Origin of the sequence: Pseudomonas sp. CFBP 13711 (assembly GCF_014842265.1) — a bacterium.
GTDB lineage: Bacteria > Pseudomonadota > Gammaproteobacteria > Pseudomonadales > Pseudomonadaceae > Aquipseudomonas.
In genome coordinates, this window is sequence record NZ_JACYVI010000006.1 from 124,673 (window position 1) to 150,786 (window position 26,114).

Annotated in this window: 30 protein-coding genes; 12 read left to right on the forward strand and 18 right to left on the reverse strand. The window is 61.3% G+C overall.

The window, feature by feature from the left end:
• Window positions 1-65: 65 nt before the first annotated feature.
• Window positions 66-1,418 (reverse strand): M16 family metallopeptidase, encoded by a 1,353-nt coding sequence (locus IFT47_RS13320; protein ID WP_192172990.1) that lies wholly within the window; start codon window positions 1,416-1,418, stop codon window positions 66-68.
• A 250-nt stretch (window positions 1,419-1,668) separates the two neighbouring features.
• Here IFT47_RS13320 and ftsY point away from each other — a divergent pair, with 250 nt between their 5' ends.
• The 4 genes from ftsY to rpoH all read left to right on the forward strand — a co-directional run bounded on the left by ftsY (window position 1,669) and on the right by rpoH (window position 5,898).
• Window positions 1,669-3,222 (forward strand): signal recognition particle-docking protein FtsY, encoded by a 1,554-nt coding sequence (gene ftsY, locus IFT47_RS13325; RefSeq protein ID WP_192172989.1) that lies wholly within the window; start codon window positions 1,669-1,671, stop codon window positions 3,220-3,222.
• Window positions 3,219-3,890, forward strand: a complete 672-nt coding sequence (gene ftsE / locus IFT47_RS13330; protein ID WP_037018829.1) for a cell division ATP-binding protein FtsE — start codon at window positions 3,219-3,221, stop codon at window positions 3,888-3,890. The genes ftsY and ftsE overlap by 4 nt, the downstream gene beginning before the upstream one ends.
• Window positions 3,887-4,912: a permease-like cell division protein FtsX gene (gene ftsX / locus IFT47_RS13335; protein ID WP_192172988.1), complete on the forward strand. Its 1,026-nt coding sequence runs from the start codon at window positions 3,887-3,889 to the stop codon at window positions 4,910-4,912. Before ftsE ends, ftsX begins: the two co-directional genes overlap by 4 nt.
• 131 nt (window positions 4,913-5,043) lie before the next feature.
• The gene (gene rpoH, locus IFT47_RS13340; RefSeq protein ID WP_065991120.1) at window positions 5,044-5,898 is read left to right on the forward strand and encodes an RNA polymerase sigma factor RpoH; all 855 of its coding nucleotides are present in this window, start codon (window positions 5,044-5,046) and stop codon (window positions 5,896-5,898) included.
• 206 nt (window positions 5,899-6,104) lie between these two features.
• Here the strand turns inward: rpoH and mtgA are convergent, their stop codons facing one another.
• Window positions 6,105-6,815 (reverse strand): monofunctional biosynthetic peptidoglycan transglycosylase, encoded by a 711-nt coding sequence (gene mtgA / locus IFT47_RS13345; protein ID WP_192173229.1) that lies wholly within the window; start codon window positions 6,813-6,815, stop codon window positions 6,105-6,107.
• Window positions 6,816-6,890: 75 nt separating this feature from the next.
• Between mtgA and IFT47_RS13350 the strand changes: the two genes are divergently transcribed.
• From IFT47_RS13350 to IFT47_RS13370, 5 genes are all read left to right on the forward strand, one after another.
• The gene (locus tag IFT47_RS13350; RefSeq protein ID WP_065991125.1) at window positions 6,891-7,274 is read left to right on the forward strand and encodes a DUF423 domain-containing protein; all 384 of its coding nucleotides are present in this window, start codon (window positions 6,891-6,893) and stop codon (window positions 7,272-7,274) included.
• Window positions 7,275-7,412: 138 nt separating this feature from the next.
• Window positions 7,413-7,613 carry a sulfur carrier protein ThiS gene (gene thiS, locus IFT47_RS13355; protein WP_192172987.1) on the forward strand — a complete coding sequence of 67 codons (201 nt, stop codon included), beginning with the start codon at window positions 7,413-7,415 and terminating at the stop codon, window positions 7,611-7,613.
• 66 nt (window positions 7,614-7,679) lie between these two features.
• Entirely contained in the window at window positions 7,680-8,474 is a 795-nt protein-coding gene (locus IFT47_RS13360) for a thiazole synthase (protein ID WP_192172986.1), read from the forward strand.
• Window positions 8,475-8,529: 55 nt separating this feature from the next.
• Window positions 8,530-9,243: a tRNA (guanosine(46)-N7)-methyltransferase TrmB gene (gene trmB, locus IFT47_RS13365; RefSeq protein ID WP_192173228.1), complete on the forward strand. Its 714-nt coding sequence runs from the start codon at window positions 8,530-8,532 to the stop codon at window positions 9,241-9,243.
• A gap of 206 nt (window positions 9,244-9,449) precedes the next feature.
• On the forward strand, window positions 9,450-9,893 hold the full coding sequence (locus IFT47_RS13370) for a hypothetical protein (protein WP_074892395.1): 444 nt from the start codon (window positions 9,450-9,452) through the stop codon (window positions 9,891-9,893).
• 92 nt (window positions 9,894-9,985) lie between these two features.
• Here IFT47_RS13370 and IFT47_RS13375 read toward each other — a convergent pair whose 3' ends face one another.
• The 8 genes from IFT47_RS13375 to IFT47_RS13410 all read right to left on the reverse strand — a co-directional run bounded on the left by IFT47_RS13375 (window position 9,986) and on the right by IFT47_RS13410 (window position 16,429).
• Window positions 9,986-10,309: a DUF3392 domain-containing protein gene (locus tag IFT47_RS13375; protein ID WP_192172985.1), complete on the reverse strand. Its 324-nt coding sequence runs from the start codon at window positions 10,307-10,309 to the stop codon at window positions 9,986-9,988.
• A gap of 22 nt (window positions 10,310-10,331) precedes the next feature.
• The gene (gene hemW, locus IFT47_RS13380; RefSeq protein WP_192172984.1) at window positions 10,332-11,546 is read right to left on the reverse strand and encodes a radical SAM family heme chaperone HemW; all 1,215 of its coding nucleotides are present in this window, start codon (window positions 11,544-11,546) and stop codon (window positions 10,332-10,334) included.
• Window positions 11,543-12,151, reverse strand: coding sequence for an RdgB/HAM1 family non-canonical purine NTP pyrophosphatase (gene rdgB / locus IFT47_RS13385; RefSeq protein WP_192173227.1), 609 nt, complete (start codon window positions 12,149-12,151; stop codon window positions 11,543-11,545). The genes hemW and rdgB overlap by 4 nt, the downstream gene beginning before the upstream one ends.
• Window positions 12,152-12,292: 141 nt before the next feature.
• A complete protein-coding gene (gene metW / locus IFT47_RS13390) occupies window positions 12,293-12,913 on the reverse strand; it encodes a methionine biosynthesis protein MetW (RefSeq protein ID WP_192172983.1) in 621 nt (206 codons plus the stop codon).
• A gap of 7 nt (window positions 12,914-12,920) precedes the next feature.
• Window positions 12,921-14,060, reverse strand: coding sequence for a homoserine O-succinyltransferase MetX (gene metX / locus IFT47_RS13395; RefSeq protein WP_192172982.1), 1,140 nt, complete (start codon window positions 14,058-14,060; stop codon window positions 12,921-12,923).
• A 238-nt stretch (window positions 14,061-14,298) separates the two neighbouring features.
• Window positions 14,299-14,889 carry a YggT family protein gene (locus IFT47_RS13400; protein WP_192172981.1) on the reverse strand — a complete coding sequence of 197 codons (591 nt, stop codon included), beginning with the start codon at window positions 14,887-14,889 and terminating at the stop codon, window positions 14,299-14,301.
• 10 nt (window positions 14,890-14,899) lie between these two features.
• Window positions 14,900-15,718: a pyrroline-5-carboxylate reductase gene (proC, locus tag IFT47_RS13405; RefSeq protein ID WP_192172980.1), complete on the reverse strand. Its 819-nt coding sequence runs from the start codon at window positions 15,716-15,718 to the stop codon at window positions 14,900-14,902.
• A gap of 24 nt (window positions 15,719-15,742) precedes the next feature.
• A complete protein-coding gene (locus tag IFT47_RS13410; RefSeq protein WP_192172979.1) occupies window positions 15,743-16,429 on the reverse strand; it encodes a YggS family pyridoxal phosphate-dependent enzyme in 687 nt (228 codons plus the stop codon).
• A gap of 54 nt (window positions 16,430-16,483) precedes the next feature.
• Between IFT47_RS13410 and IFT47_RS13415 the strand changes: the two genes are divergently transcribed.
• Complete coding sequence (locus tag IFT47_RS13415; RefSeq protein WP_192172978.1) at window positions 16,484-17,518, forward strand: type IV pilus twitching motility protein PilT; 1,035 nt, start codon at window positions 16,484-16,486, stop codon at window positions 17,516-17,518.
• A 71-nt stretch (window positions 17,519-17,589) separates the two neighbouring features.
• Here IFT47_RS13415 and IFT47_RS13420 read toward each other — a convergent pair whose 3' ends face one another.
• Window positions 17,590-18,321 carry a C40 family peptidase gene (locus IFT47_RS13420; protein ID WP_192173226.1) on the reverse strand — a complete coding sequence of 244 codons (732 nt, stop codon included), beginning with the start codon at window positions 18,319-18,321 and terminating at the stop codon, window positions 17,590-17,592.
• 250 nt (window positions 18,322-18,571) lie between these two features.
• Between IFT47_RS13420 and IFT47_RS13425 the strand changes: the two genes are divergently transcribed.
• On the forward strand, window positions 18,572-18,988 hold the full coding sequence (locus IFT47_RS13425; protein WP_133775604.1) for an NINE protein: 417 nt from the start codon (window positions 18,572-18,574) through the stop codon (window positions 18,986-18,988).
• A gap of 213 nt (window positions 18,989-19,201) precedes the next feature.
• On the opposite strand, the gene IFT47_RS13430 is transcribed toward IFT47_RS13425, so the two are convergent.
• The 7 genes from IFT47_RS13430 to gshB form a co-directional block, all read right to left on the reverse strand.
• A complete protein-coding gene (locus IFT47_RS13430; RefSeq protein ID WP_192172977.1) occupies window positions 19,202-20,473 on the reverse strand; it encodes a dihydroorotase in 1,272 nt (423 codons plus the stop codon).
• The gene (locus tag IFT47_RS13435; RefSeq protein ID WP_037018862.1) at window positions 20,470-21,474 is read right to left on the reverse strand and encodes an aspartate carbamoyltransferase catalytic subunit; all 1,005 of its coding nucleotides are present in this window, start codon (window positions 21,472-21,474) and stop codon (window positions 20,470-20,472) included. The genes IFT47_RS13430 and IFT47_RS13435 overlap by 4 nt, the downstream gene beginning before the upstream one ends.
• A 12-nt stretch (window positions 21,475-21,486) precedes the next feature.
• Window positions 21,487-22,008 carry a bifunctional pyr operon transcriptional regulator/uracil phosphoribosyltransferase PyrR gene (gene pyrR, locus IFT47_RS13440; RefSeq protein WP_172610020.1) on the reverse strand — a complete coding sequence of 174 codons (522 nt, stop codon included), beginning with the start codon at window positions 22,006-22,008 and terminating at the stop codon, window positions 21,487-21,489.
• Between the two features lie 76 nt (window positions 22,009-22,084).
• Entirely contained in the window at window positions 22,085-22,522 is a 438-nt protein-coding gene (ruvX, locus tag IFT47_RS13445; protein WP_192172976.1) for a Holliday junction resolvase RuvX, read from the reverse strand.
• Complete coding sequence (locus IFT47_RS13450; protein ID WP_192172975.1) at window positions 22,522-23,091, reverse strand: YqgE/AlgH family protein; 570 nt, start codon at window positions 23,089-23,091, stop codon at window positions 22,522-22,524. The genes ruvX and IFT47_RS13450 overlap by 1 nt, the downstream gene beginning before the upstream one ends.
• A gap of 107 nt (window positions 23,092-23,198) precedes the next feature.
• Window positions 23,199-24,101 carry an energy transducer TonB gene (locus IFT47_RS13455; protein ID WP_192172974.1) on the reverse strand — a complete coding sequence of 301 codons (903 nt, stop codon included), beginning with the start codon at window positions 24,099-24,101 and terminating at the stop codon, window positions 23,199-23,201.
• 382 nt (window positions 24,102-24,483) lie between these two features.
• Window positions 24,484-25,440 carry a glutathione synthase gene (gshB, locus tag IFT47_RS13460; protein WP_192172973.1) on the reverse strand — a complete coding sequence of 319 codons (957 nt, stop codon included), beginning with the start codon at window positions 25,438-25,440 and terminating at the stop codon, window positions 24,484-24,486.
• 241 nt (window positions 25,441-25,681) lie between these two features.
• On the opposite strand from gshB, the gene pilG reads away from it, so the two are divergent.
• The gene (pilG, locus tag IFT47_RS13465) at window positions 25,682-26,092 is read left to right on the forward strand and encodes a twitching motility response regulator PilG (protein WP_037018874.1); all 411 of its coding nucleotides are present in this window, start codon (window positions 25,682-25,684) and stop codon (window positions 26,090-26,092) included.
• The last annotated feature ends 22 nt before the right edge of the window (window positions 26,093-26,114 follow it).

The following is a 26,114-nucleotide window of genomic DNA, read 5'->3' on the forward strand; positions in this document are numbered from 1 at the left end:
AAACGTGACGGCAAGTGCGAAGGAGCAGGCCCGCGTCCGCGCAAAGCGGGAGTCGTTGCGCTGGTTCATTGGGCTTTCTCCTCAGGCAAAACATGCGCAACGGCGAGGCGCTCGCGGGTGAAATAAGTACGGGCGGCTTTCTGGATGTCTTCCGGCGTCACGCTTTGCAGCGCGGCCAGTTCCTGATCGATGAGCTTCCAGGACAGGCCCACTGTTTCCAGTTCGCCAATGGTGCTGGCCTGACTGGTGATGGAATCGCGCTCGTAGACCAATCCGGCGATCACCTGGGCCCGGACCCGTTCGAGCTCTTCCTTGGCGGGCGGCTTGGTTTTCAGCTCGTCGAGCAGGCGCCAGATGCCGGCTTCAGCGTCGGCGAGGGTTTTCTTCTTCTGCTGATTGGGCGTGGCGCTGATGGTGAACAGGCTGTCGCCGCGGGTGTAGGCGTCGTAGTCGGACGCGGCGCCGGTGACCAATTCTTCGCCGCGCTCCAGGCGGGTCGGAATGCGCGCGCTGTAGCCGCCGTCAAGCAAGGCCGAAATCAGGCGCAGTGCGTTGACCGACTGAGGATCGGTGGCGGTAGCCAGGCTCGGCACGTTGAAGCCATACATCAGGCTCGGCATCTGCGTGGCCACATGCACGGTGATCTGGCGCAGGCCAGGTTCGGCGAGCTCCAGCGGCTTTTTCGACGGCGGTACGTCGCGGCGTGGCACCGGGCCGAAGAAGCGCTCAGCCAAGGTTTTCACTTCATCGGGCTTCACGTCACCGACCACCACCAGCGTGGCGTTGTTGGGGACATACCAGGATTCATACCAGTGGCGCAGCTCCTCGACCTTCATGCGCTCAAGGTCCGCCATCCAGCCGATGGTCGGCGTGTGGTAGCCGCTGGCGGGGTAGGCGATGGCCTTGAAGCGCTCGTAGGCCTTGGCGTTCGGCTTGTCATCGGTGCGCAGGCGTCGCTCTTCCTTGATGACTTCGATCTCCCGGGCGAACTCTTCAGGGGGCAGGCGCAGGGTGGCCATGCGGTCGGCTTCCAGTTCGAAGGCAACAGCCAGTCGATCACGGGCCAGCACTTGGTAATAAGCGGTGTAGTCATCGCTGGTGAAGGCGTTCTCTTCAGCGCCCAGGTCGCGCAGGATCAGCGATGCTTCGCCAGGGCCCGCCTTGGAGCTGCCCTTGAACATCATGTGTTCCAGCGCATGGGAAAGGCCCGTCTGTCCAGGCGTCTCGTAGCTGGAGCCGACCTTGTACCAGACCTGCGAAACCACGACCGGCGCGCGGTGGTCTTCACGGACGACGACCTTCAGGCCGTTGTCCAGCGTGAACTCGGTGGTGGGTTGTGGGTCGGCAGCCGATGCGGCGAAGGGCAAACAGATTGTGCTGAGCAGCAGGCCTGCGGCACAGCGGGCTAGAGCATTCATTCGTGATTTGAACCTTGGAGACGGCCTGCTTAGCGTCAGCGGGCGCGGGGGTGTTAGGATAGCGGCCAGTTCGCTCGGCGACTATGACTGTGACGTAGGACTCTTCGTCCAGTGCCGGAAGGCGATGCGCAAAAGGCGTAAACGGAAGGGCTCTGGCTGAACAAGCGGGCTCGATTACAGTCTGTTTCGCATACAGAATTTTTCAGAGGCGCCGCTCTGGCGCGTCGTTACCGTGAGATAGCCGTCCTCCATGTTTGGTTCCAACGACGACAAGAAGACCCCAGCCCCGGCTGGCGAGAAGAAAGGCCTGTTCGGATGGCTGCGCAAAAAGCCGCAGGAAGCCACTCCAGAACCGCCTCAGAATGCCCCCGCACCCGCGCCAGAATCCGTGCCCGATCAGGCGCCGTCAGTTGCTGAGCAGATCAACGCCCCGGTCATCCCGGCCGAGCGCGCGCCGCAACCCACGTCGCAGCCCTTGCCACACACAGCGACGACTGAAGCGCTTTCGGCCCCGGTCGAAGATCCTTGGCTTCACCTGCCTGTTGCTGAAGAGCCAGTCGCTTTCACCGATGAGCGCGAGCCTCACGTCACGCCGCCCATCCCGGTTCACACCGAGTCCAACGTGGAATCTGCGGCCGCTCCCTTGGCTGAAGTCCCCGCTCAATCGGCGCTCATCGACACCACCTCGTTCGAAGTGGCTCCGTCTGTCGAGCCGACCCCGGTCGCGCTGCCTGATCCGGTGTCTGGCAATGATCTCCCGTCGCTGACGCCGCCGTTGACGACAGCGCCGAGGTTTCCAGCCGCAGCTGCGGTGCCCGTTCTTGAAACCAATGTGCCGCCTGTCCCGTTCGAAGGATCCGCCGCACCCAAGCAGCCTGGTTTCTTCGCGCGCCTGAAGCAGGGCCTGTCGAAAACCAGCGCCAGCCTGGGCGAAGGCATGGCCAGCCTGTTCCTCGGCAAAAAAGCCATCGACGACGACATGCTCGACGAGCTGGAAACCCGGCTGTTGACTGCCGACGTCGGCGTGGAAGCAACGTCGGCGATCGTGCGCAACTTGACGCAGAAAGTAGCGCGCAAGCAGCTCACCGACAGCGATGCGCTGTACAAGTCGCTGCAGAACGAGCTGACTGAAATGCTCAAGCCGGTGGAAGCTCCGCTGGTCATCACTTCGCAGCACAAGCCTTTCGTGATTCTGGTCGTTGGCGTCAACGGCGCGGGTAAAACCACCACCATTGGCAAGCTCGCCAAGAAGCTTCAGCTGGAAGGCAAGAAGGTCATGCTGGCGGCAGGCGACACCTTCCGCGCCGCAGCCGTTGAGCAGCTGCAGGTCTGGGGCGAGCGCAACAAGATCCCGGTCATTGCCCAGCACACAGGCGCCGACTCGGCATCGGTGATTTTTGATGCCGTTCAGGCCGCCAAAGCGCGCGGTATCGATGTGCTGATCGCCGACACGGCGGGCCGCCTGCACACCAAAGACAACCTGATGGAAGAGCTGAAGAAGGTTCGCCGCGTGATCGGCAAGCTCGACGCCGACGCGCCCCACGAAGTGCTTCTGGTGCTGGACGCCGGTACGGGCCAGAACGCGATCAACCAGGCCAAACAGTTCAACCAGACCGTCCAGCTCACCGGCCTTGCGCTGACCAAGCTCGACGGTACCGCCAAGGGCGGCGTGATCTTCGCCCTGGCCAAGCAGTTCGGTCTGCCGATTCGCTACATCGGTGTCGGTGAAGGCATCGACGATCTGCGCACCTTCGAAGCCGAGCCGTTCGTCCAAGCCCTATTCGCCGAGCGGGAGCGCCCATGATTCGTTTCGAACAGGTCGGTAAACGCTATCCGAACGGACACGTCGGCTTGCATGAGCTGAGCTTTCGAGTACGTCGTGGCGAATTTCTGTTTGTGACCGGTCACTCCGGCGCGGGCAAAAGTACCTTGCTGCGCCTGCTGCTGGCGATGGAGCGTCCGACCACGGGCAAGCTGTTGCTGGCGGGTCAGGACCTGGGTCAGATCAGCACCGCGCAGATTCCGTTTTTGCGTCGGCAGATCGGCGTCGTGTTCCAGAACCACCAATTGCTGTTTGATCGCACGGTGTTCAATAACGTCGCGCTGCCGCTGCAGATCCTCGGCCTGTCCAAAACCGAAGTGGTCAAGCGCGTCGACTCGGCCCTTGAGCGCGTTGCGTTATCGGACAAAGCCGAGCTGTACCCGGGCGATTTGTCCACCGGTCAGCAACAGCGCGTGGGCATCGCCCGCGCCATCGTTCACCGCCCGGCCCTGCTGCTGGCGGACGAACCCACTGGTAACCTCGACCCGCGACTGGCAGCTGAAATCATGGGTGTGTTCGAAGACATCAACCGTCTGGGCACCAGTGTGCTGATTGCAAGCCATGACCTCGCATTGATCGCGCGGATGCGCCATCGCATGCTGACGTTGCAACGCGGCCGACTGATCGGCGACGGGGAGGCTGGCGTATGAGTGCCACTCGCAGTCCCAAGGTGTCCGAACGCGTAGCGCCAAAAGCTTCAGACCCGGCGCCGCAAAAGAAAAAGAAACGCGATGACGACGATGGCCCGAGCTTCGGCGAGTTGTTCAACGCCTGGATCGAGGCCCACCGGTCAAGCCTGCTGGACAGCCTGCGCCGTCTCGGCAAGCAGCCCATTGGCAGCTTTTTTACCTGTCTGGTGATGGCCATTGCGCTGAGTTTGCCGATGGGCTTGTCGTTGTTGCTGAGCAATGTCGAGCGTTTGGGCGGATCCTGGCAGCGCGCGGCGCAGATATCTCTGTACCTGCAACTGGACGCATCGCCGAGTGAAGGCGAGGGCCTTGTCCGTCAGATCAAGGAAATGGGCGGCGTCGCCGATGCCGAATACATCAGCCGCGATGAGGCACTGAACGAGTTCCAGAAGCAGTCCGGTCTGGGCGAGGCACTGAAGGAGTTGCCTGAAAACCCGCTGCCCGGCGTTGTGCTGGTTACACCGTTGGAAGTTGACAAAGCCGCGCTGGAAGCATTACGTACGCATCTGGCCGAGCTGCCTAAAGTGCAGCAGGCCCAGCTTGATCTGGTCTGGGTCGAGCGGTTGGCAGCGATCCTCAAGCTGGGTGACCGGTTCGTGTTCGGCCTGACGGTGTTGTTGGTCGCAGCGCTGCTGTTGGTCATCGGTAACACCATTCGTCTGCACATCGAGAACCGTCGTACGGAAATCGAGGTCATCAAGTTAGTAGGCGGTACGGACAGTTACGTCCGTCGGCCCTTCCTTTATATGGGTGCGTTGTACGGGCTGGGTGCCGGAGTTCTTTCCTGGGGTGTTCTCGCTTTCGGGCTAGACTGGTTGAACGAAGCGGTGGTCCGGCTGGCCGGACTCTACGGCAGCAATTTTGCCCTTGCTGGCGTGCCAGTGTCCGACGGCGTGTCGCTCTTGCTTGGAGCGGTGCTGTTGGGGTATATCGGTGCGTGGATTGCAGTGGCACGCCATTTGAGAGAGTTGGCGCCTCGTTAGTGTTGAGTAGCTATATCGTTAGTAAATTTTGTTTCACCTATTGACTTTTCAGCTCAGGGAACTTGTCTAGCGGTTCCCGGTCAATTTCGCAGTGCTGAACTGCACGAGTTATGTGTCGGAGGTTTTTCGTAATGACCAATTCTTTGCAACCTGCGTATGCCTTAGTCCCGGGTGCGAACCTGGAAGCCTATGTGCACACGGTTAACAGCATCCCACTGCTGACGCCAGAGCAGGAGCGTGAACTGGCCGAGAGTCTCTACTATGAGCAGGATTTGGGGGCGGCTCGGCAGATGGTGCTCGCCCACCTGCGATTTGTCGTGCATATCGCACGCAGTTATTCCGGTTATGGCCTGGCTCAGGCTGACCTGATTCAGGAAGGTAACGTCGGCCTGATGAAGGCCGTGAAGCGCTTCAATCCAGAGATGGGTGTGCGCCTGGTGTCCTTTGCCGTGCACTGGATCAAGGCCGAGATTCACGAGTTCATCCTGCGTAACTGGCGCATCGTGAAGGTCGCGACCACCAAGGCTCAGCGCAAACTGTTCTTCAACCTGCGCAGCCAGAAGAAGCGCCTGGCTTGGCTGAACAACGAAGAAGTCCATCGCGTAGCGGAGAGCTTGGGTGTCGAACCCCGCGAAGTGCGCGAGATGGAAAGTCGTCTGACCGGCCACGACATGGCGTTCGACCCGGCGGCAGAAGCCGACGATGACAGCGCTTTCCAGTCGCCGGCCAACTACCTGGAAGACCATCGCTACGATCCTGCGCGTCAGCTGGAAGATTCTGACTGGACTGACAGCTCGACGGCTAACCTGCACGAAGCACTGAACGTGCTCGACGACCGCAGCCGCGACATTCTGTATCAGCGCTGGCTGGCGGAAGAGAAGGCCACGCTGCACGACTTGGCCGAGAAGTACAACGTCTCTGCCGAGCGTATTCGTCAGCTCGAGAAGAGCGCGATGAATAAGCTGAAGCTGTCGATTGCTGCTTGATCAGTACGCTGTAACGTAAAACGCCCCGAGATGATCGGGGCGTTTTTGTTTGTGGGGCCTATCTCGGTAGGACCGGCTTCAGCCGGGAAGAAGCCGGGTTGAGCGCCATTAGGCTTGCGGCGTGACGTGTGACGCGTTCCCGGCTAAAGCCGGTCCTACGAAAGCTTAAATCCAGTCCTACGAAAGCCATAAAGCCAGACTTGGGCTCACCACTTCCGGCTGTGATTCAACCCCATCAAATACTCATCCCCACCCAGCTGACGCATCTGCTGGCGGATCCAGCCTGCCCGCTGTGAGACATAGCTGCTAGGGTGGCTGGCGCTCCATTCCCGTGGGTTGGGCAGGACGGCGGCCAGATAGCTGGCCTGTTGCGTCGATAGCTGGCTCGCATTCACATGAAAGTGATGCTGTGCAGCGGCCTGGGCGCCGAAGACGCCGTCGTCCCACTCCACGCTGTTCAGGTACACCTCAAGAATGCGCTGCTTGGACCAGAACACCTCGATCAGCCCGGTGAACCAGGCTTCAAGACCCTTGCGGAAGTAACTGCGGCCCGACCACAGAAACAGGTTTTTCGACACCTGCTGGCTCAGCGTGCTGGCCCCGCGCAGGGAGCCGCCGCGTTCGTTATGAACCAGTGCCGCCTGAATGGCGTCGATATCGAAACCCCAGTGCTCGGCAAACTTCTGGTCCTCGCCGGCAATAACAGCGATTTTCAGGTCATCGGAGATGTTGTCCCATGACTCCCAGTCGCGCTGCAGGTCAATGGGCTGACCGTCGAACCAGGATTCAATTTTGCGCTCGACCATCAACGCGGTAAACGGAGGAGGGACCCAACGGAAAATCAGCACCAGCACGACACTCGTCGCTGCGAACCAGAGCAGGCCTTTGGCGACACGACGGAGAAGTAATTGCAGCATAGAGATGGCTTGGCCGAAGCGTTTGAGCGGGCCATTATACAGACCACGCGTCATTGAACTTGCCTGGAGTTGTACATGTTACGAACCTTTCTGATGCTGGCCTCCTTCTTCGGATTCACCGGCGTCGCCCTTGGCGCGTTCGCTGCCCACGGCCTGAAAAATCGCCTGACCCCCGAGTACCTGGCGGTCTTCCACACCGGCGTGCTCTACCAGCTGATTCATGCGCTGGCGATTTTCGGCGTGGCGCTGCTGGCGATGCAGATCCAGGGCCGGCTCGTCACCTACGCAGGCATCTCCTTCACACTGGGCATCATCCTGTTTTCCGGCAGCCTCTACCTGATGACGCTGACCGGCGCGACCAAGCTGGGCATCATCACCCCCTTCGGCGGCCTGTTTTTCCTGATCGGCTGGGCGATTCTCGGCTGGACGGCATGGCGCCTGGGGCTCGACACGCTTTAATCCCGCCTGGGGCGCGCGCCTGTCGCGGACGCGCCCCATACCCAGGCTACGCCCGAGACGAATGGCGTGGCTTTGCCTTGGTCATACCGACCGAACGGGCTAGAATGCTCGCCCCCTAAAATGATGGCTGCCCCTCGCATGCGCATTCAGTTGAACGGTGAATCCTTTGAGCTGCCCGACGGCGAAACCGTCGCGGGATTGCTCACACGTCTGGATCTGACCGGGCGCCGAGTCGCCGTCGAGCTCAATCTGGACATCGTCCCGCGCAGCCAGCATGCCGCCACGACGCTGACCGAAGGCGATCAGGTCGAAGTGGTGCACGCCATCGGTGGCGGCTAGCCTTCGACGTGCCGCCGGCCTGATCCGCAGGCACTGCAAAAACCTCAACCGTAAAGAGGATTTCAGATGAGCAACGTTCGCAGCGACAAGCCGTTCACCGTGGCCGGTCGTACTTTTCAGTCGCGCCTGCTGGTCGGCACTGGCAAGTACGCGGATATGGAACAGACCCGACTGGCCATCGAAGCCTCGGGCGCCGAGATTGTCACCGTTGCCGTGCGCCGGACCAACCTGGGCCAGAACCCGGGCGAACCGAACCTGCTCGACGTGCTGCCGCCGGACCGCTACACCATCCTGCCGAACACCGCCGGTTGCTACGACGCCATCGAAGCCGTGCGCACCTGCCGCCTGGCTCGCGAGCTGCTCGATGGCCATAATCTGGTCAAGCTGGAAGTCCTCGCTGACCAGAAAACCCTTTTCCCCAATGTCATCGAAACCCTCAAGGCCGCCGAGACGCTGGTCAGGGACGGCTTCGACGTCATGGTCTACACCAGCGATGACCCGATCATCGCCCGCCAGCTCGCCGAAATCGGTTGCTGCGCGGTGATGCCCCTCGCGGGCCTGATCGGTACTGGCCTGGGGATCTGCAACCCGTACAACCTGCAGATCATCCTCGAAGAATCGAAAGTCCCGGTGCTGGTCGATGCCGGTGTCGGCACTGCATCCGATGCCACCATCGCCATGGAGCTGGGGTGTGAGGCGGTGCTGATGAACTCGGCCATCGCCCACGCGCAACACCCGGTGCTGATGGCCGAAGCCATGAAACACGCCATTCTGGCAGGCCGCATGGCCTACCTGGCCGGCCGTATGCCCAAGAAACTCTATGCCAGCGCGTCTTCGCCGCTGGATGGTCTGATCAAGTAAGAGCCTGTTGATGATTGATTCGCAAACGCCCGACCCACTTCCGGACGATGAAGTGATGAACGACGAAAACACCAAAGCCCAAGGCGATGACAGCCACCATCGGCGCATCAAGAGCTTCGTGATGCGTGCCGGTCGCATGACCGAAGGCCAGCAACGTGGTCTGGATCAGGGCAAGGAGCGTTTCGTGCTACCGCTGGCCGACGCCCCGGTGGATTTCGATCAGGTGTTTGGCCGTTCGGCCCCGCGCACGCTCGAAATCGGCTTCGGCATGGGCCACTCGCTGCTGGAAATGGCCGCCGCCGCGCCAGAGCAGGATTTCATCGGCGTGGAAGTGCACCGTCCGGGCGTCGGCGCCTTGCTCAACGGCGTGCTGACCCAGGGGCTCACCAACCTGCGCGTTTATGATTGCGATGCGATCGAAGTGCTCAACCGTTGTGTGGCCGACAACAGCCTGGACCGGCTGATGCTGTTCTTCCCGGATCCCTGGCACAAGTCGCGCCACCACAAGCGCCGCATCGTCCAGGCCGAATTTGCCGAGCTTGTGCGCATTAAGCTGAAGCCGGGCGGCGTGCTGCACATGGCGACCGACTGGGAACCCTATGCCGAATACATGCTGGAAGTGATGAACGTGGCGCCGGGTTACCGCAACCTGGCCGAAGACGGCAAATGCGTTCCGCGCCCTGCGGAGCGTCCGATCACCAAGTTCGAGCGCCGTGGCGAACGCCTCGGTCACGGGGTTTGGGATCTGAAGTTCGAGAAGCTGGCCTGATCACTTCTCGACCAGAAGCGGTCCGGTAGCGGCCGCTTTTGAGTTTTTACAGCACATTTCAGCCGCTTTTTGCCTTGTATGACGAACCCTTCGATTTCTTCCTAAGGAGGCTACAAGGTCTTCGGAATCGTCCGACATCCATTTTCAGTTCTGATCTTCATAGTCCCCGCCGTTGCATATATCAATATTGATGACGAGGAATGAAGATGAACAAGTTTTGGCAAATGGCTGCGATCGCCACGCTGATTGCGACCACCAGCGGCTGTGTCAGCTATAACGTCAGCCAGCCAAGCGCTTCGCTGTCCGGCGACGTGAAGACTGATCTGAAGGCTGACGTCAAAGTCGGTGAAGCCATCAGCGGCGAGTCGTCCACCAATGTTCTGTTCGGCTGGTTGAACATCGGCGGCGATACGCAATTTGCGGACGGCGTGACCTACGGCGGCGCGAGCGGTGGTGGCGGCATCGGCCTGCCTCTGCCGGACCCGATCTCCTCCACTAAGGCCGCCGCAGCGTTCAAGGCCGTCAAATCGTCCGGTTCCGACCTGATCGTCGCGCCGCGTTACGAAGTCACCGTCAACGATTACTTCATCTTCAAGCAAGTGAACGTGAAAGTGACCGGCAACAAAGGCAGCATCCAGAGCATCCGCTGATGGGCTGATCGCACTCGGCAACCGCGGAGTGTGATTTTTGAGAGCGCCCTTCCCGCCATCGCGGGCAAGGGCGCTTTTGCATGTCCGGTCGGTTATTTCCGATCGGCCACTACCCCGATCAACACCAGCACTACCACCAATACCGGTGCCAGGCTGTAGTTGTTGAACTGGCTCAGTGCGCGCACGACCCACGGCGTTGCATAAATCAGCGCAGCGCCACTGCCGACGGTGCAGAGCAGCGCCATGATCGGAATGCGCAGGGCGCCGGCAAAACCGCCGATGCGGCCTTCGATCCAGCCCTTGATGTCAGTTCCGAACAGAATCAGCAGACAGCCCACCAGTGCCAGGGCGATTTCCGACAAATTGCTGCGACTCCAGCGCGACACGGTGGCCAGCAAGTCGAGTACGAATTCCATTCAGTGTCCTTAGTGTTGAGCCTTACAGAAGAAAGTGCTGCAGCAGGTCGTTGAGGAATAACTGGCCGCGAGCGGTCGCCACCAGCCGTGACGGATCAGTTTCCAGCAAGCCGCGTTGTTCCGCCTCAAGACGGGCGCTGGCGAGCGAATCGACGCTTAGACCGGTGCGGCGCTGAAATAATGCAGCGTCCACGCCTTTTGTCAGGCGCAGGGCGTTCATCAGGAATTCAAACGGCATCTCATCCAGTGGCAGCAGCTTTTCGCCAGCCTGATAGGCCTTGGCCGGATTGAGGTAATCCTTGGGCAGCCGGGTTTTCCAGGTGCGAATGATGCGGCCGTTCGGGTGGCTGAGCTTGCCATGGGCGCCCGCTCCGATCCCGATGAAATCCCCGAAGCTCCAGTAATTCAGGTTATGCCGCGCTTCGCGTCCCGGCTGCGCGTAGGCCGAGACTTCGTATTGGCCGTAGCCGTTTTCCCGAAGCAGCGTCTGACCGGCTTCTTGAATGTCCCAGAGGATGTCATCTTCCGGCAGCGTGGGCGGCTGATTCCAGAACACGGTGTTCGGCTCAAGGGTCAGCTGATACCAGGACAGGTGCGTCGGGGCGAGGGCGATGGCCTGCCGCAGGTCGCCGAGGGCGTCTTCCTGGGACTGATCCGGCAGACCATGCATGAGGTCCAGATTGAAGTTATCGAAACCCGCCCGACGGGCCATGTCTGCGGCGCGCACGGCTTCATCGCCGTTATGGATACGCCCCAGCGCCTTGAGCTTGGCCTCCTGAAAACTCTGGATGCCGATCGACAGCCGATTGATGCCCAGGCCGCGATAAGCGCTGAATTTCACCTGCTCAAAGGTGCCAGGGTTGGCTTCCAGCGTGATCTCGATGTCGGGCGCGAAACGGATGCGTTGTTCCACGCCGCGCAGCAAACGGCCCAGCGCGTCGGCGCTGAACAGACTGGGCGTGCCGCCACCGAAGAAAATCGTGCTCAGCTCGCGGCCGTAAACGTGGGGCAGGTCCTGATCGAGGTCGGCCAGCAACGCGTCGACGTATTCCTGCTCCGGCAACACCGGGCTCGCGGTGTGGGAGTTAAAATCGCAGTACGGGCATTTGCGCACGCACCACGGAATATGGATGTACAGCGACAGCGGTGGCAGCTCGGCGAGCGGGGCCCGTGGCTGCTCAGAGGAGAAACCGGCCGCGCCCAGAATCAGCGGCCGGGTGGTGGAGTCCTGAGTCATTGCTGATCAGGGCTCAGCCCCAGACGCTGACGCAGGATGGCCATGGCGCGGGCGCGGTGGCTGATCTGGTTCTTGTCGGCCGGGGTGAGTTCGGCGCTTGAACAGTTGCGCTCCGGCACCCAGAACAGCGGGTCATAACCAAAGCCGTGTTCGCCGCTGGCGGATGTGAGGATGCGCCCGTGCCATAGGCCTTCGCATAAAATTGGCAGCGGGTCGTCGGCGTGGCGTACCAGTGCCAGAACGCAGACGAACTGGGCGCCGCGCTGTTCGGCGGGGACGTCCTTGAGGGCGTCCAGCAATTTGGCGTTGTTCGCCGCATCACCCTGGCCGTCGGCGTAACGCGCGGAGTAGATGCCCGGCGCACCGCCCAGGTAATCCACCGCCAGCCCCGAGTCATCGGCCAGCGCCGGCAGGCCGGAAATTCGCGCCGCATTGCGCGCTTTGAGGATGGCGTTTTCGACGAACGACAGCCCGGTTTCTTCGGGCTCCACGGTGCTGAACTCGCCGATCGAGCGCAGCTGTACGCTGGCGCCGAGCATGGCCTGAAGTTCTTTGAGTTTGCCGGCGTTGTGGCTGGCCAGTACAAGCTGGGTGAGATTCATGATGAGTCCGTATAAATCGGCTGCGCGAAAACTGCTGCGTTTAAATCCGCTGATTGAAGCTGAGCCCGTTGCGTTGCTGTCGCCCGCTTTCTTCACTTGGGTGCTAACGCTGGCTGGCAGGGGTTTACTGCCCTGCGGCACCGGTCACACGGCTATCTGATGGTCCTGCAAGCCCGGGCTGCTGACGCGATAGATGCCGATTTCACCCAACAGATTAGGCCAAAGCTTGCTGGCCCAGCCGTGCCGGTGCTGTTGATCGACCGCGAGCCGATCAATGACCTTCGCCGAGCGACCGCGGCACAGCTCTTCGAAATCTTCGAAGGTGCAGAAGTGGATGTTCGGCGTGTTGTACCACGTGTACGGCAGGAACTCGGAAACCGGCATCCGCCCCTTGCTCGCCAGGTACCAGCGGCAGCGCCAGTGCCCGAAGTTGGGGAAGGTGATGATGCACTGACGGCCCACGCGCAGCATTTCATCAAGGATGCGGTCCGGGTAGTGCACGGCCTGAAGCGCCTGGGTCATCACCACGACATCGAAACTGTTGCTGGCGAAGTTGCCCAGCCCCTTGTCCAGATCCTGTTCGATGACGTTGACGCCCCGCGCCACGCAACGGGCGATGTTGTCGGCGTCATTTTCCAGGCCATAGCCCGTCACTTGCTTGTGCTGCTGCAGCCAGGACAGCAATTCGCCGTCGCCGCAGCCGAGGTCGAGCACACGGCTGCCAGCCGGTATCCAGTCTTGGATGATGTCCAGGTCGGCTCTCATGGTGTCCTCAGAGTGCAATTCGGTTCATGTAGCTGGAGAAGGCCTGCAAATAGCGCGGGATCGGGATCAGGAAGGCGTCGTGGCCCTGGGGCGCATCGATTTCCAGATAACAGACGTCCTTTTTCGCCGCCATCAGCGCATCAACCAACTCCCGCGAGCGGGCCGGGGAGAACCGCCAGTCGGTGGTAAACGACATCACACAGAACTTGGCGCTGGCATTGGCGAAGGTGGCTGCGAGGTTGTCGTTGAAGTTGGCGGCCGGATCGAAGTAGTCCAGCGCTTTGGTCATCAGCAGGTAGGTGTTGGCGTCGAAACGCCCGGAAAACTCCTCGCCCTGATAACGCAGATAGCTCTCGACCTGAAACTCGACGCTGTGGAAGTCGTAGTTGAGGTTTTCGTTTTTCAGGCCGCGGCCGAATTTCTCACCCATCGAGTCATCGGACAGGTAAGTGATGTGCCCGACCATGCGCGCCAGCATCAGGCCGCGCTTGGGAATCACGCCGTGTTCCTGAAACGAGCCGCCGTGGAATTCCGGGTCCGTCAGGATCGCCTGCCGCGCGACTTCGTTGAACGCGATGTTCTGCGCCGACAACTTGGGCGCGGAGGCAATCGCCAGACAGTGCCGCACGCGCTCGGGGTAAGTGATCGTCCATTGCAGCGCCTGCATGCCGCCCAGGCTGCCGCCGACGATGGCGGCCCATTGATCGACGCCCAGCCGGTCGGCCAGACGCGCCTGGCTGTGCACCCAGTCTTCGACCGTCAACACCGGGAAGTCGGCGCCGAAGGGCCTGCCGGTTTCCGGGTTGAGGCTGCTGGGGCCGGTGGAGCCGTTGCAGCCGCCGAGGTTGTTCAGGCTGACGACGAAGAACTTGTCGGTGTCGATGGGCTTGCCGGGGCCGATGCAGCTGTCCCACCAGCCCGGCTTGCGGTCTTCGGCGCTGTGGTAGCCCGCTGCATGGTGATGACCCGACAGCGCGTGGCAGATGAGCACCGCGTTGCTTTTGGCAGCATTGAGCTGGCCGTAGGTTTCGTAGATGAGGTCGTAGGCAGGCAGCGAGCGTCCGCAGGCCAAGGCCAGCGGCTCATTGAAATGCGCCGTTTGCGGCGTGACTAGACCGACAGAATCTTTGGGAAAGACCGTGGACATCGACCTGCTCTCGCTGAAATGAGGCGTAAGTCTAAAGATCGCGAGGGGGTGCGGCAACAAAGTAAATGGCTGATTTCGCGGAGGGTGACGCTTTGGATTTTTGCCGGCGCGACATTCATCCGACTGGGGAAAAAGGCGACGGTTGCTGGCGCCGTCGCCCCAAGATCTAAAGCTTCCCGGCTGAGGCCGGTCCTGCTGTCAGAGTTACCGCGTTCTCATTGGCTGCATGCGGCGGCAGTCAGATCAACCGCCAAAGCTCTTGCGGCATGCCGGCGTAGGCCGCCAGTTCAGGCATGACGTAGGACTGCAGCACCTGAATCGCCAGGAAGGCGAAGATCGGCGAGATGTCCATGCCGCCCAGGTTGGGGATGATGCGACGGAACGGCGCCAGGATAGGCTCGCTGATCTGGTAGGCGAGCTCGGCGGCCGGGTTGTGGCTGCCCGGAGCAATCCACGACACGATAACCATGATGATCATCGCGACCCAGAAGATCTTCAGCAGCAGCGACGTGATGCCGATGATCGACCACATCAACAGGTGCGGGATATCGCCAATGGTGCCGTAGGTCATCATCAGTACGAAGGCCATCAACAGCGCCTGAATGACGATCGCCAGCAGCAGCGAGGAAGTATCGAGCCCGAAGACGCTCGGCACGATGCGCCGGATAGGCTTGAGCAACGGCTGGGTCGCACGGACGGCGAACTGGCACAGCGGGTTGTAAAAGTTGGCTTTGACCAGCTGCAGCACGAAGCGCAGCAGAACGATGGTCAGGTACAGGCTGATGAGCGTCTGGATGACGAAAATCGTGGCGCCGGTGAGTGCATTCATGAGTGGTTCCTTATTTGCCCAGCTGTTCGGCGAGTTCGGCGGAGCGATGTGCAGCGGCGCCCAGCGCCTTCTCCACAATTGTTTCGAAGCCATCGGCCTGGAACGATTTGATGGCCGCTTCGGTGGTGCCCGCAGGCGAGGTCACACGGCGACGCAGTTCAGCGGCATCGACGTCGCTGCCGGTCGCCATCAGTGCAGCGCCCAGTGCGGTTTGCAGGGTGAGCTTGCTGGCAACGTCAGCCGGCAGGCCGAGTTTGACGCCTGCGGCCGTCATGGCTTCGATCAGCAGGAAGAAATACGCCGGGCCGCTGCCCGACACCGCCGTTACGGCGTCGATGTGGGCTTCTTCATCGACCCACAGTGCAATCCCGACCGCCGACAGCAGCATCTCGGCCTGCTCGCGCTGCGCCGGGGTGACATCCGTCGTGGCGTACAAGCCGCTGACGCCCTGGCGCAACAGGGCCGGGGTATTCGGCATGCAGCGCACGAGGGGCTGCTCGCCCAGCCACGACCGCATGCTGGCGCAGGTAATCCCGGCGGCGATGGATACGATCAGTTGATGCGGTTTGAGCGCCGGCTTCAGTGCTTCGCACACGGCTTTCATCATTTGCGGCTTGACCGCCAACAGCACCACATCGGCGCCTTCAATGGCCTCGGCGTTGTCGGCGACCACCTTGATGCCGTGTTCTTTTGCCACGCGCTCGCGGGTCTCTGCGCCAGGGTCACTGGCGCGAATCAGCTCAGCGTCGACGCCCTGGGCGCGCATGCCGCCAATCAGGCTGGCGGCCATGTTGCCGGCGCCGATGAACGCGATACGGGTTTTGCTCATGAACGGTTTCCTGTGGGGCAAAGGTTAAGGCTGCCCATAATTGCGGGCGCCAAAGAGGGCAGTGCCAATCCGCACCCAGGTCGCGCCTTGTGCGATGGCGGCTTCGAGGTCGTGGCTCATGCCCATGGAAAGCGTGTCCAGCGGCAGGCCAAGTTGCGCCTGCAGCGTGCTGACGGCGGCGAACGAAGCGTTCTGTTCGTCGCGGTCATCGGTGGGTTCGGGAATGGCCATCAGGCCGCGCAGTTTCAGATTCGGCAGCGCGCTGATGGCCTGGGCCAATGCAGGCAGGTCTTCAGGGCTGCAGCCTGACTTGCTGGCCTCGCCGCTGACGTTGACTTGAATGCAGATGTTCAGCGGCGGCAGTTCCGGCGGACGCTGTTCGGACAGCCGTTGTGCGATTTTCAGACGGTCCACGGAATGCACCCAGGCAAAGTGCTCGGCGATGGCGCGAGTCTTGTTGGACTGGATGGGGCCGATGAAATGCCAGATCAAGGGCAGGTCACTCAATTCGGCCTGTTTGCCGAGGGCTTCCTGAAGGTAATTTTCGCCAAAATCGCGGAGGCCGGCGTCGTAGGCTTCCCGCAGATCACTCGCCGGCTTGGTCTTGCTCACCGCCAACAGGCCGACAGACGCCGGGTCGCGCTGTACCGCTTGCGCCGCGCTACGAATTCGCTCGGCGAGCGTTGAAATGTTCTCTGCTATCGTGGACATTGATTTGCGCCAGCAGGGCTAAAGTCTGCGGCATTCTATGTGATGAGGAGCTGTATGGATATTACCGAGCTGCTGGCCTTCAGTGCCAAGCAAGGCGCGTCGGACTTGCATCTCTCTGCCGGCCTGCCGCCGATGATCCGCGTCGATGGCGATGTGCGGCGGATCAACCTGCCCGCACTGGACCAGAAAGAGGTTCAGGGGCTGATCTACGACATCATGAACGACAAGCAGCGCAAGGACTTCGAAGAAGATCTGGAAACAGACTTCTCATTCGAAGTCCCGGGGGTGGCGCGCTTCCGGGTCAACGCGTTCAACCAGAATCGCGGTGCGGGCGCCGTGTTCCGGACCATTCCGTCGAAGGTCCTGAGCATGGAAGAGCTGGGCATGGGCGAAGTGTTTCGCAAGATTACCGACGTGCCGCGCGGCCTGGTTCTGGTCACCGGTCCGACCGGCTCGGGCAAGTCGACCACCCTGGCTGCCATGGTCGACTATCTGAACAGCAACAAGCATCACCACATTCTCACCATCGAAGATCCGATCGAGTTCGTACACGAGTCCAAGAAAAGCCTGATCAACCAGCGCGAAGTCCATCGCGACACCCACGGCTTCGCCGAAGCGCTGCGATCGGCACTGCGGGAAGACCCTGACGTGATTCTGGTGGGTGAGCTGCGCGACCTCGAAACCATTCGTCTGGCGCTGACGGCGGCAGAAACCGGCCACTTGGTGTTCGGCACGCTGCATACCACGTCCGCAGCCAAGAGCATCGACCGTATCGTCGACGTGTTCCCGGCGCAGGAGAAGTCGATGATCCGCTCGATGCTCTCCGAGTCGCTCCACGCCATTGTTTCTCAGGCGCTGCTGAAGAAGGTCGGCGGAGGTAGGGTTGCGGCCCACGAGATCATGATCGGCACGTCGGCGATCCGTAACCTGATCCGCGAGGACAAAGTGGCGCAGATGTACTCGTCGATTCAGACCGGGGGATCGCTGGGGATGCAGACGCTGGATATGTGCCTGAAGGACCTGATCAGCAAGGGGCTGATCACGCGCGAGAGTGCGCGGGAGAAGGCGAAGACGCCTGATAATTTCTGATCAGGAATACAAACGACTGTGTGGAGCGAATGAATTCGCTCCACACAGTGTTTTTCAGGCGGCGGGTGCGATCAGCGCTGGGCGATGCGCACGGTGCCTTTCTGACTCGGCGGCTGCTTTGGCAGCACACGCTTGGCGACGACGTAATGGCTGTCCCAATACGGCTTCTTCAGCGTGTCAATCGTCACGGATTTGCCACGGCGTGGCGCGTGAACGAATCGGTCGTTGCCGAGGTAAATCGCAACGTGATTCACTGTGCGGCTCTTGATGTTGAAGAACAGCAAGTCGCCCGGCTTCAAATCCTTGCGGTCAACCTTCTGCCCGTGACCTTCGGCCATGGCGTTGGACGTGCGCGGCAAATCGACTTCGCTCACGTCGTTGAAGGCGTATTTCACCAGTCCGCTGCAGTCGAACCCTTTTGTTGGGCTGGTGCCGCCCCAACGATAAGGTGTACCGATGGCGTTAACGGCCCGGTTGACCACGGTGCTGCTCTGTTTGGTACCCATCTGCGCCGTGTTGGCCAGGGCGACAGTGTTCTGCGAAATCTTGCGAGTGCTGCGGGATGGTTTTCCCTTAACAGCTTTGGCTCGCTTGCCAGAGGTCTCGAGTGGAGTAGCCGTCTGTTCCAGTGCAGCCATTGCAGCTCGTTGAGCAGCGATGTTGCGTGAAACGAATTCCGGCGACTCGGACCTGGCGGTGAAACCGGTGAAGCTCGGTGGAAGCGTTTGCTCACGATTGGTGGCGTGGGCGGCCAGTGGCATAAATAGACAAATAGTCAGCCATGTCTTGAAAAATGGACGCATTAGGCAGGGCTCTTGTTGGTCAGCGCGCAACTTTATAACAGCTTTTTGCGAAATTCTGAGCCCCCTTGTCGAACAATTTACTGCCCTCAAAGTCAGTTTTGGCTGCAGAATCGTCATCTCAGTGCGCTGATCACCTTGCAGAACAAGGGTTTGCACGATTGAAAAGAGGTTCAAGCCATACGTCGGACGGCGTCACGAAAGTCACAAAACTTACGCATATTTTTTTCTATTGCAGCAAGCGAGGTCAACAATGAACACCTATCAACCCGACGTTCAACGTCCGGACACCCATAGCAAGGTCATGGGCTATCTGCTCTGGATTGTGGGATTTACCGGGGCGCATCGCTTTTATTACGGCAAGCCGGTGACCGGCACGATCTGGTTTTTCACGCTGGGCCTGTTTGGCATTGGCTGGCTGATCGACTTGTTCCTGATCCCTGCGATGGATCGGGAAGCGGACCTGCGATTCAACGCAGGCTCGACCGATTACAGCCTCGCCTGGATTCTGCTGACCTTTCTGGGCGTGTTCGGCGTGCACCGGATGTATCAGGGCAAATGGATCACCGGGATCATTTACCTGTTCACGGGAGGTCTGGCGCTGCTGGGCGTGCTGTACGACTTCTGGACGCTGAATGACCAGATCTCGGTGAAGAACGCCCGCCGGTAATAGAGGTTGCTTTGGGCTCGTCCGTGGAAGTGAGAGACGTCACCCCACGATGAGGTGCGTCATCGCTGACGGTAGGGCGCGACACAAAACCTGTCGGAGCGAGCTTGCTCACGAAGGGGCCGGTGCATTCAGCCATTTTCTCTGAGGCTGAAAGTAAGCCTTCGCGAGCAAGCTCGCTCCCACATAATCAACGTCTGCCTGAGGTTGGGCGTCTCACCCGTTATAGCTAACCCGCCCATCCACAAACGTGTACTTCACGGCACTTGGCAGGCAATGGCCCAGAAATGGGCAGTTCTCGCCTTTCGACAGCCATTTCTCACCCGCCACCGTCGACGCAGCGGGGTCGAACAGCACCAGGTCCGCAGGCGAGCCGGCAATCAGCGTTCCGGCCGGCAGGCGCAGCGCAGCGGCGGGTCCGGAGCTAAGGCGTACCAGCAGCGTCGGCAGGTCCAGCAGGCCGTCTTCGACCAGCGTCATCGCCAGTGGCAACAACAGCTCCACGCTGCTGATGCCCGGCTCGGTCGCGCCGAACGGGGCCAGCTTCGCGTCACGCTCGTGGGGCTGGTGGTGACTGGAGATCGCCTGCACCACGCCCGACTTCACCGCCTCACGCAATGCGTCGCGATCCGCGCGGGTGCGCAGCGGCGGCTGCACGTGGTACAGGCTCGAGAAGCCGGTCAGTGCTTCATCGGTCAGGATCAACTGATACAGCGCCACGTCCGCGGTCACCGGCAGGCCTCGCGCCTGCGCCTGGGCAATCAAGGCCACGCCGCGCGCACTGGTCAGTTGCGTGAAATGGGCGCGCACACCGCTTTGCTCGACCAGCAGCAGGTCACGCGCCAGTGCCACCGTCTCAGCCGTTTCCGGAATGCCCGGCAAACCCAGAAACGCAGCCGTCGGGCCGTCGTGGGCCAGGCCGCCTTCAGCAAGGTCGTGGTCCTGGGAATTGAAAATCACGGTCAGATCGAACGTCGCCGCGTATTCGAGCGCGCGGCACAACGTGCGGTTGCTGCGGAAATTGACCATGCCGTTGGTGAACGCCACGCAACCGGCGTCGCGCAGGGCAATCAGCTCGGCCAGTTGCTCGCCTTCCAGACCCTTGCTCAACGCGCCGATCGGATAGACCTTGCTGTGGCCGGCTTCGCGGGCGCGGTCGAGGATCAGCTCGGCGACGGCGGACGTGTCGAGAACCGGTTTTGTACGCGGCGGACAGCACAGGCTGGTGACGCCGCCGGCCGCCGCTGCGCGGGTTTCGCTGGCGATATTGCCCTTGCGGCTGTAACCGGGCTCGCGCAACGACACGTTCAGGTCGACCAGCCCGGGGGCAGCAATCAGGCCGGCGGCGTCGATGGTTTCCATAGGGCTGAAGCCGGCAGGTGCCGCGCCGAGGGCGAGAACCTTCCCCGCTTCAAGATGGATGTCGGTGACTTGATCCAGACCGCTGACAGGGTCGATGACGCGAGCGCCGAGGATGCTGAACTTCACTGGGCGATCTCCTGCTCGAACTGACGTTGTGCGGTTTGGCCACTCATGGCCATGGACAGAACGGCCATGCGCACGGCAATGCCGTAGGTCACCTGATTGAGAATGACCGAGTGCGCACCGTCCGCTACGGCTGATTCGATCTCCACGCCGCGGTTGATCGGGCCCGGGTGCATCACGATGGCATCGGGCTTGGCGCCGGCCAGGCGCGCGGTGGTCAGGCCGAACAGCCGGTAGAACTCACCCTCGCTCGGCAGCAGGCCGCCCGACATGCGCTCGCGCTGCAGGCGCAACATGATCACCACGTCGACGTCCTTCAGGCCTTCGTTCAGGTCGGTGTAGACCTTCACGCCGTATTGCTCGACGCCCACTGGCAGCAGGGTTTTTGGCGCGACCACGCGGATGTCCGGGCAGCCCAGCGCTTTGAGCGCGATCATGTTCGAGCGCGCGACGCGGGAATGCAGGATATCGCCGACGATCGCCACCGAGAGGTTTTCGAAATTGCCCTTGTGGCGACGGATGGTCAGCATGTCCAGCATGCCCTGGGTCGGGTGCGCATGGCGGCCGTCGCCGCCGTTGATGATCGCGACCTGAGGGCTGACATGTTCGGCGATGAAGTGCGCCGCACCGGAGTCACCGTGGCGCACCACGAACATGTCGGCGGCCATGGCTTCAAGGTTGCGCAGCGTATCGAACAGCGTCTCGCCCTTGCTGGTCGAGGAGGTCGATACGTTCAACGTAATGACGTCCGCCGACAACCTTTGGGCCGCCAGTTCGAACGTGGTGCGGGTGCGTGTCGAGTTCTCGAAGAACACGTTGCACACGGTCTTGCCGCGCAGCAACGGGACCTTCTTCACCGCGCGGGCGCCGACTTCCAGGAACGAGTCGGCGGTGTCGAGGATTTCGGTGAGCAGTTCGCGGGGCAAACCGTCGAGGGAGAGAAAGTGCTGCAGCTGGCCCTGATGGTTCAGTTGCAGCGGGCGCTTGGCGTCGAGAGGCGTCATCGCAAAGGACTCTTAGAGGGCGGCGGAATCGGTGGAGAGGTCTTGCAGTTCGAGCGTCAGCGGCGTTGGCCCGGACAGCTTGACCCGTTCATTCGGCCCCAGTGACAGGGTCGCGCCCGTCACGTTTGGCCGGATCGGCAGGTCGGCAGCGTCCAGATCCAGCAGCGACACCAGGGTCACGCTGGCCGGGCGGCCGTAATCGAACAGTTCGTTGAGCGCCGCACGAATGGTGCGCCCGCTCATCAGCACGTCATCGATCAGCACCAGATGCTGGCCTTCGATCTCGAACGGCAGTTCCGAAGGGCGCACTTGCGGGTGCAGGCCGTTCTGGCTGAAGTCGTCGCGGTAAAAAGAGACGTCCAGCGTGCCCAGCGGCGACTGGATGTTGAGGGCTTCAAGGAGCGCCTGCGCGACCCACACGCCACCGGTGCGAATGCCGATGAAGCGAGGCTCCTGGATGCCGCGTTTGTTCAGGTGCGCGTTGAGATCAATCGCCATCTGGCTGATCAGTTCGGCGGGATTTGGCAGACTCATGGTTGCTCCTTCAGGTGCCCCGGCGTGCGCTGCACGAACGTCCTGGGTAAATCGAATTCGGTTCAGCGTAGATGGATCAGGTTTCAAACAGCGCGGCGTTGGCTTCCAGCCAGCTTTGCAACAGCAGCGCTGCGGCGATGGCGTCCACGGGATTGTCCCGGTAGCTGCCGTGCTGGCCGCGAGAGGCGCGTTCGCCCTTGGCTTCGAAGGTGGTCAGGCGCTCGTCGTGGGTGTAGACCGGCAGGTTGAAGCGGCCATTGAGCTTGCGCGAAAACTTCTCGGCGCGTGCGCTCATCTCGCTCGGCGTGCCGTCCATATTCAGCGGCAGGCCGACGACGATGGCGTCCGGTTTCCATTCGGTAATCAGCGCCTGCACTTTGTCCCAGTCCGGCACGCCGTTCTGCGCTTTCAATGTGCAAAGCTCGCGGGCCTGCCCGGTGATCACCTGGCCGACTGCCACGCCGATCTGTTTGGTGCCGTAGTCGAATCCCAGTAACAGACGCAGTCCGGCCATCAGGCGTGACCCGCCTGACTGGTCAGCAGATTGAGGTTGACGCCCAGTTTGGCGGCAGCGGCGTCGAGGCGGTCTTCGCTTTCGACGTCGAAAAGGATCGCCGGGTCGAATGCGCAGTTGAGCCACGCATTGGCGGCGAACTCGGCGTCAAGCTGGCCGGCGTCCCAGCCGGCATAGCCTAGGGTGATCAGATTTTGATCAGGGCCGTAGCCATCTGCGATGGAGAAGAGGACGTCCTGAGAGGTCGAGAGCGAAATGCCGCCCAGGTCCACGGTCGCCTGGAACACCTGGCCGGAAGGGTGCAGGACGAACCCTCGATCGGTTTGCACCGGCCCGCCAAGGTGAATGGCGATGTCCTTGCAGCGCGCAGGTGGCGGCAATTCGGGGCGCAGCTGTTCCAGAATGTCTGCCAGCGACAGGCTTTGCGGTCGGTTGATGATCAGACCCATGGCGCCATTGGCATTGTGCTCGACGATGTAGGTCAAGGTCTGAGCGAAGTTCTCATCGTGCATGTGGGGCATGGCGATCAGAAACTGGTGTTTGAGGTACGACGGAGAGACGTTTTTCATGAGCCCTAGTGTGGCGTCGCGGGGCTGTTGTGACAACTGGCAGAACCGACTCACGGGCGGATAAATCGCGACGCAGGTCAGGTTTCATATTGCACGGCATTGGCTGATCAATTACTCGACAGCTTGTCCCCGCGCGCGAATTTCCAGGTGCGGATGATCTCGAGCCGGTCGATATCGGCCAGATCGCCACTGAACGGCGCAAAGGGTGCTGCCAGGCGGACAATCTTCTGCGCCGCCTGATCCAGCAGCGGCTGGCCTGATGACTCCAGAATCAGCACTTCGTAGAGTGAACCGTCGCGGTTGATCGAGACCATCATCCGCAGGCTGCCGTAGATCTGCTTGCGGCGGGCTTCATCCGGGTAATTCAGGTTGCCGATGCGCTCGATCTTCTTGCGCCAGTCCTCTTTGTACCAGGCGCCCTTGTCGCGCATCGTTGAGGCCGCGCTCAGGCGGTGGATCTTCGGACGCTTGGCGTACGCCTGCTGCTCATCCGCCAGCTCGGCTTCGAGGCTGGCGATTTCGCTGTTCAGCTGCGTGCTGTCGATGGTCGGCGCGACCTTCTTCTGTTCTTCCGGCTTGACCTCATCGCGCCTGGCGACGGTCTTCTGCGGAGACTGCGCTTTCGTGGCGACAGCGGTCTTCGGCGCGTCCTGCTTGATCACCGGTTTGGCGGCAGGCGGTGGCGTGACCTTGTTGATCTGGTTGTCTTGATACGGGGCGATTTCGGTGGTCTTGGGCACCGCTTTCTTGTCGAGGGTGCCGCTGCCCTGCTGGTTTTCCTGGGCGAGGAAGTCGGCGTCCTTGGGCTTGGTGTCGCTTCTGAAGGGGGCGAGGGTGATCTCCAGGGTCTGGCTGATCTTTTCCGGTTTGACGTAGGTGAAACCGACGCCAAGGATCACCGCCAGATGCACCAGTGCGGCGATCATCAGGGTAAACCCGAGGCGATCGGCAGGGCGCACGCCGGTGCGGGTCAGGGACAGGGGGAGATCATCGTCGACCGCAGCGTTCATCCACGCTCCGGCAGCACATGTGCCAGCATTACTACTCACCTAGCGCAAAAATTCAGGCCGCGCATGATAACGCAATGTCAGGACTGGCTTGGCGTTTGATGTCACCGGGCCGATTAGTGGGCGGTGCCTTTCCCGTTGGGAGCTTGCTCACAAAGACCTGCTTCAAGCCCCAGAGAAAGAGGATGAATGTCCTGGCCTCTTCGTGAGCAAGCTCACTCCCGCCGGTTCTGCGACTTTCCCGATACCTCGAACAGACGAATATCCTGTGGGAGCGAGCTTGCTCGCGAAGCGGCCTGAGCATCCGCTGAATCCTCGGCGGCTGGAACGCCGCCTTCGTGAGCAAGGTGGAGCGCCACCCCGGTCACTCCCACAAGGAGGCGGGTTAAGCCCGGGCCTGCAGCTTCTTCTCGATCACATCCATCAACATGCCGCCAATGTCCGTCCCGAACGCGTTATCGATCTCGCGGATGCACGTCGGGCTGGTGACGTTGATCTCGGTCAGGTGCTCGCCAATTACGTCCAGGCCTACAAACAGCAGGCCTTTTTCCCGCAGCGTCGGGCCGATTTCGGCGGCGATCGCGCGATCGCGGTCCGTCAGGGGGCGGGCTTCGCCACGACCACCTGCTGCCAGGTTGCCTCGGGTTTCGCCGGCGGCCGGGATGCGCGCCAGGCAATACGGCACGGGTTCGCCGTTGACCATCAGAATGCGCTTGTCGCCGTCCTTGATGGCGGGCAGATAGGCCTGCGCCATGATCTGCTCATGGCCGTGCTTGGTCAGGGTTTCGAGAATCACCGACAAGTTCGGATCACCGACGCGGTGGCGGAAGATCGACGCGCCGCCCATGCCGTCCAGCGGCTTGAGAATGACGTCGCCGTGCTTGGCGGCGAACTCGCGAATGATGTCCGCGCGACGGCTGACCAGCGTGGGCGGGGTGCATTGCGGGAACAGCGTGGCGAACAGCTTCTCGTTGCAGTCACGCAGGCTTTGCGGCTTGTTGACCACCAGCACGCCGGCGCGCTCGGCTTGTTCGAGCAGATAGGTGGAGTAGACGAATTCCATGTCGAACGGCGGATCCTTGCGCATCAGGATCACGTCCAGGTCGTCCAGCCCGTTGTCGACTTCGGCCTCCAGCTCGAACCAGTGGGCCGGGTCGGCGAAGACTTTCAGCGGCTTCATGCGGGCGCGGGCCTGGCCGGCGTCCTGATACAGGTCGTGCTGCTCCATATAGAACAACGACCAGCCGCGGGCTTGCGCTGCCAGGAGCATGGCCAGCGAGCTGTCCTTTTTATAGGAGATGCGCTCGATGGGGTCCATGACGATTCCCAGGCGAATGCTCATGGGTAATATCCTCTGATCGGTAATGGCCACGACAGGCCGAAAATAGGCGTCAGGGTGGCGCCGCGCCGGCTTTGGGTCAAGGGGCAAGGCTTTATGGATTGACCGTGGAGAGTGTGCTAAAAAGGCTCGGCATCCGGTGTCGCGCCAGCTGTCTTTGGCGCCTCCCGATGATCCCGACCCAAAACCAGATGCCCGGCAGAAGGCAACCCATCTGATTCGCCGCGGCGATGGTAGAGCAGATATGGAACAGCATTCAGCCCCATTGAAAGTGATGGTCATCGACGACTCCCGTACGATTCGTCGCACCGCCGAGACCCTGCTGAAAAACGTCGGCTGTGAAGTGATCACCGCCATCGACGGCTTCGACGCACTGGCCAAGATTGCCGACCATCATCCCAGAATCATCTTCGTCGACATCATGATGCCCAGGCTCGACGGGTATCAGACGTGCGCGTTGATCAAGAACAACCGGGCGTTCAAATCCACGCCGGTGATCATGCTGTCCTCAAGGGACGGGCTGTTCGACAAGGCCAAGGGGCGCATCGTCGGTTCCGATCAGTTTTTGACCAAACCGTTCAGCAAGGAAGAACTGCTCAGTGCGATCAAGGCCCACGTGCCCGGTTTCGTTGCAGTAGAACAACAACTATCTTGATGCCGACCCCCTCGTGCGGGAC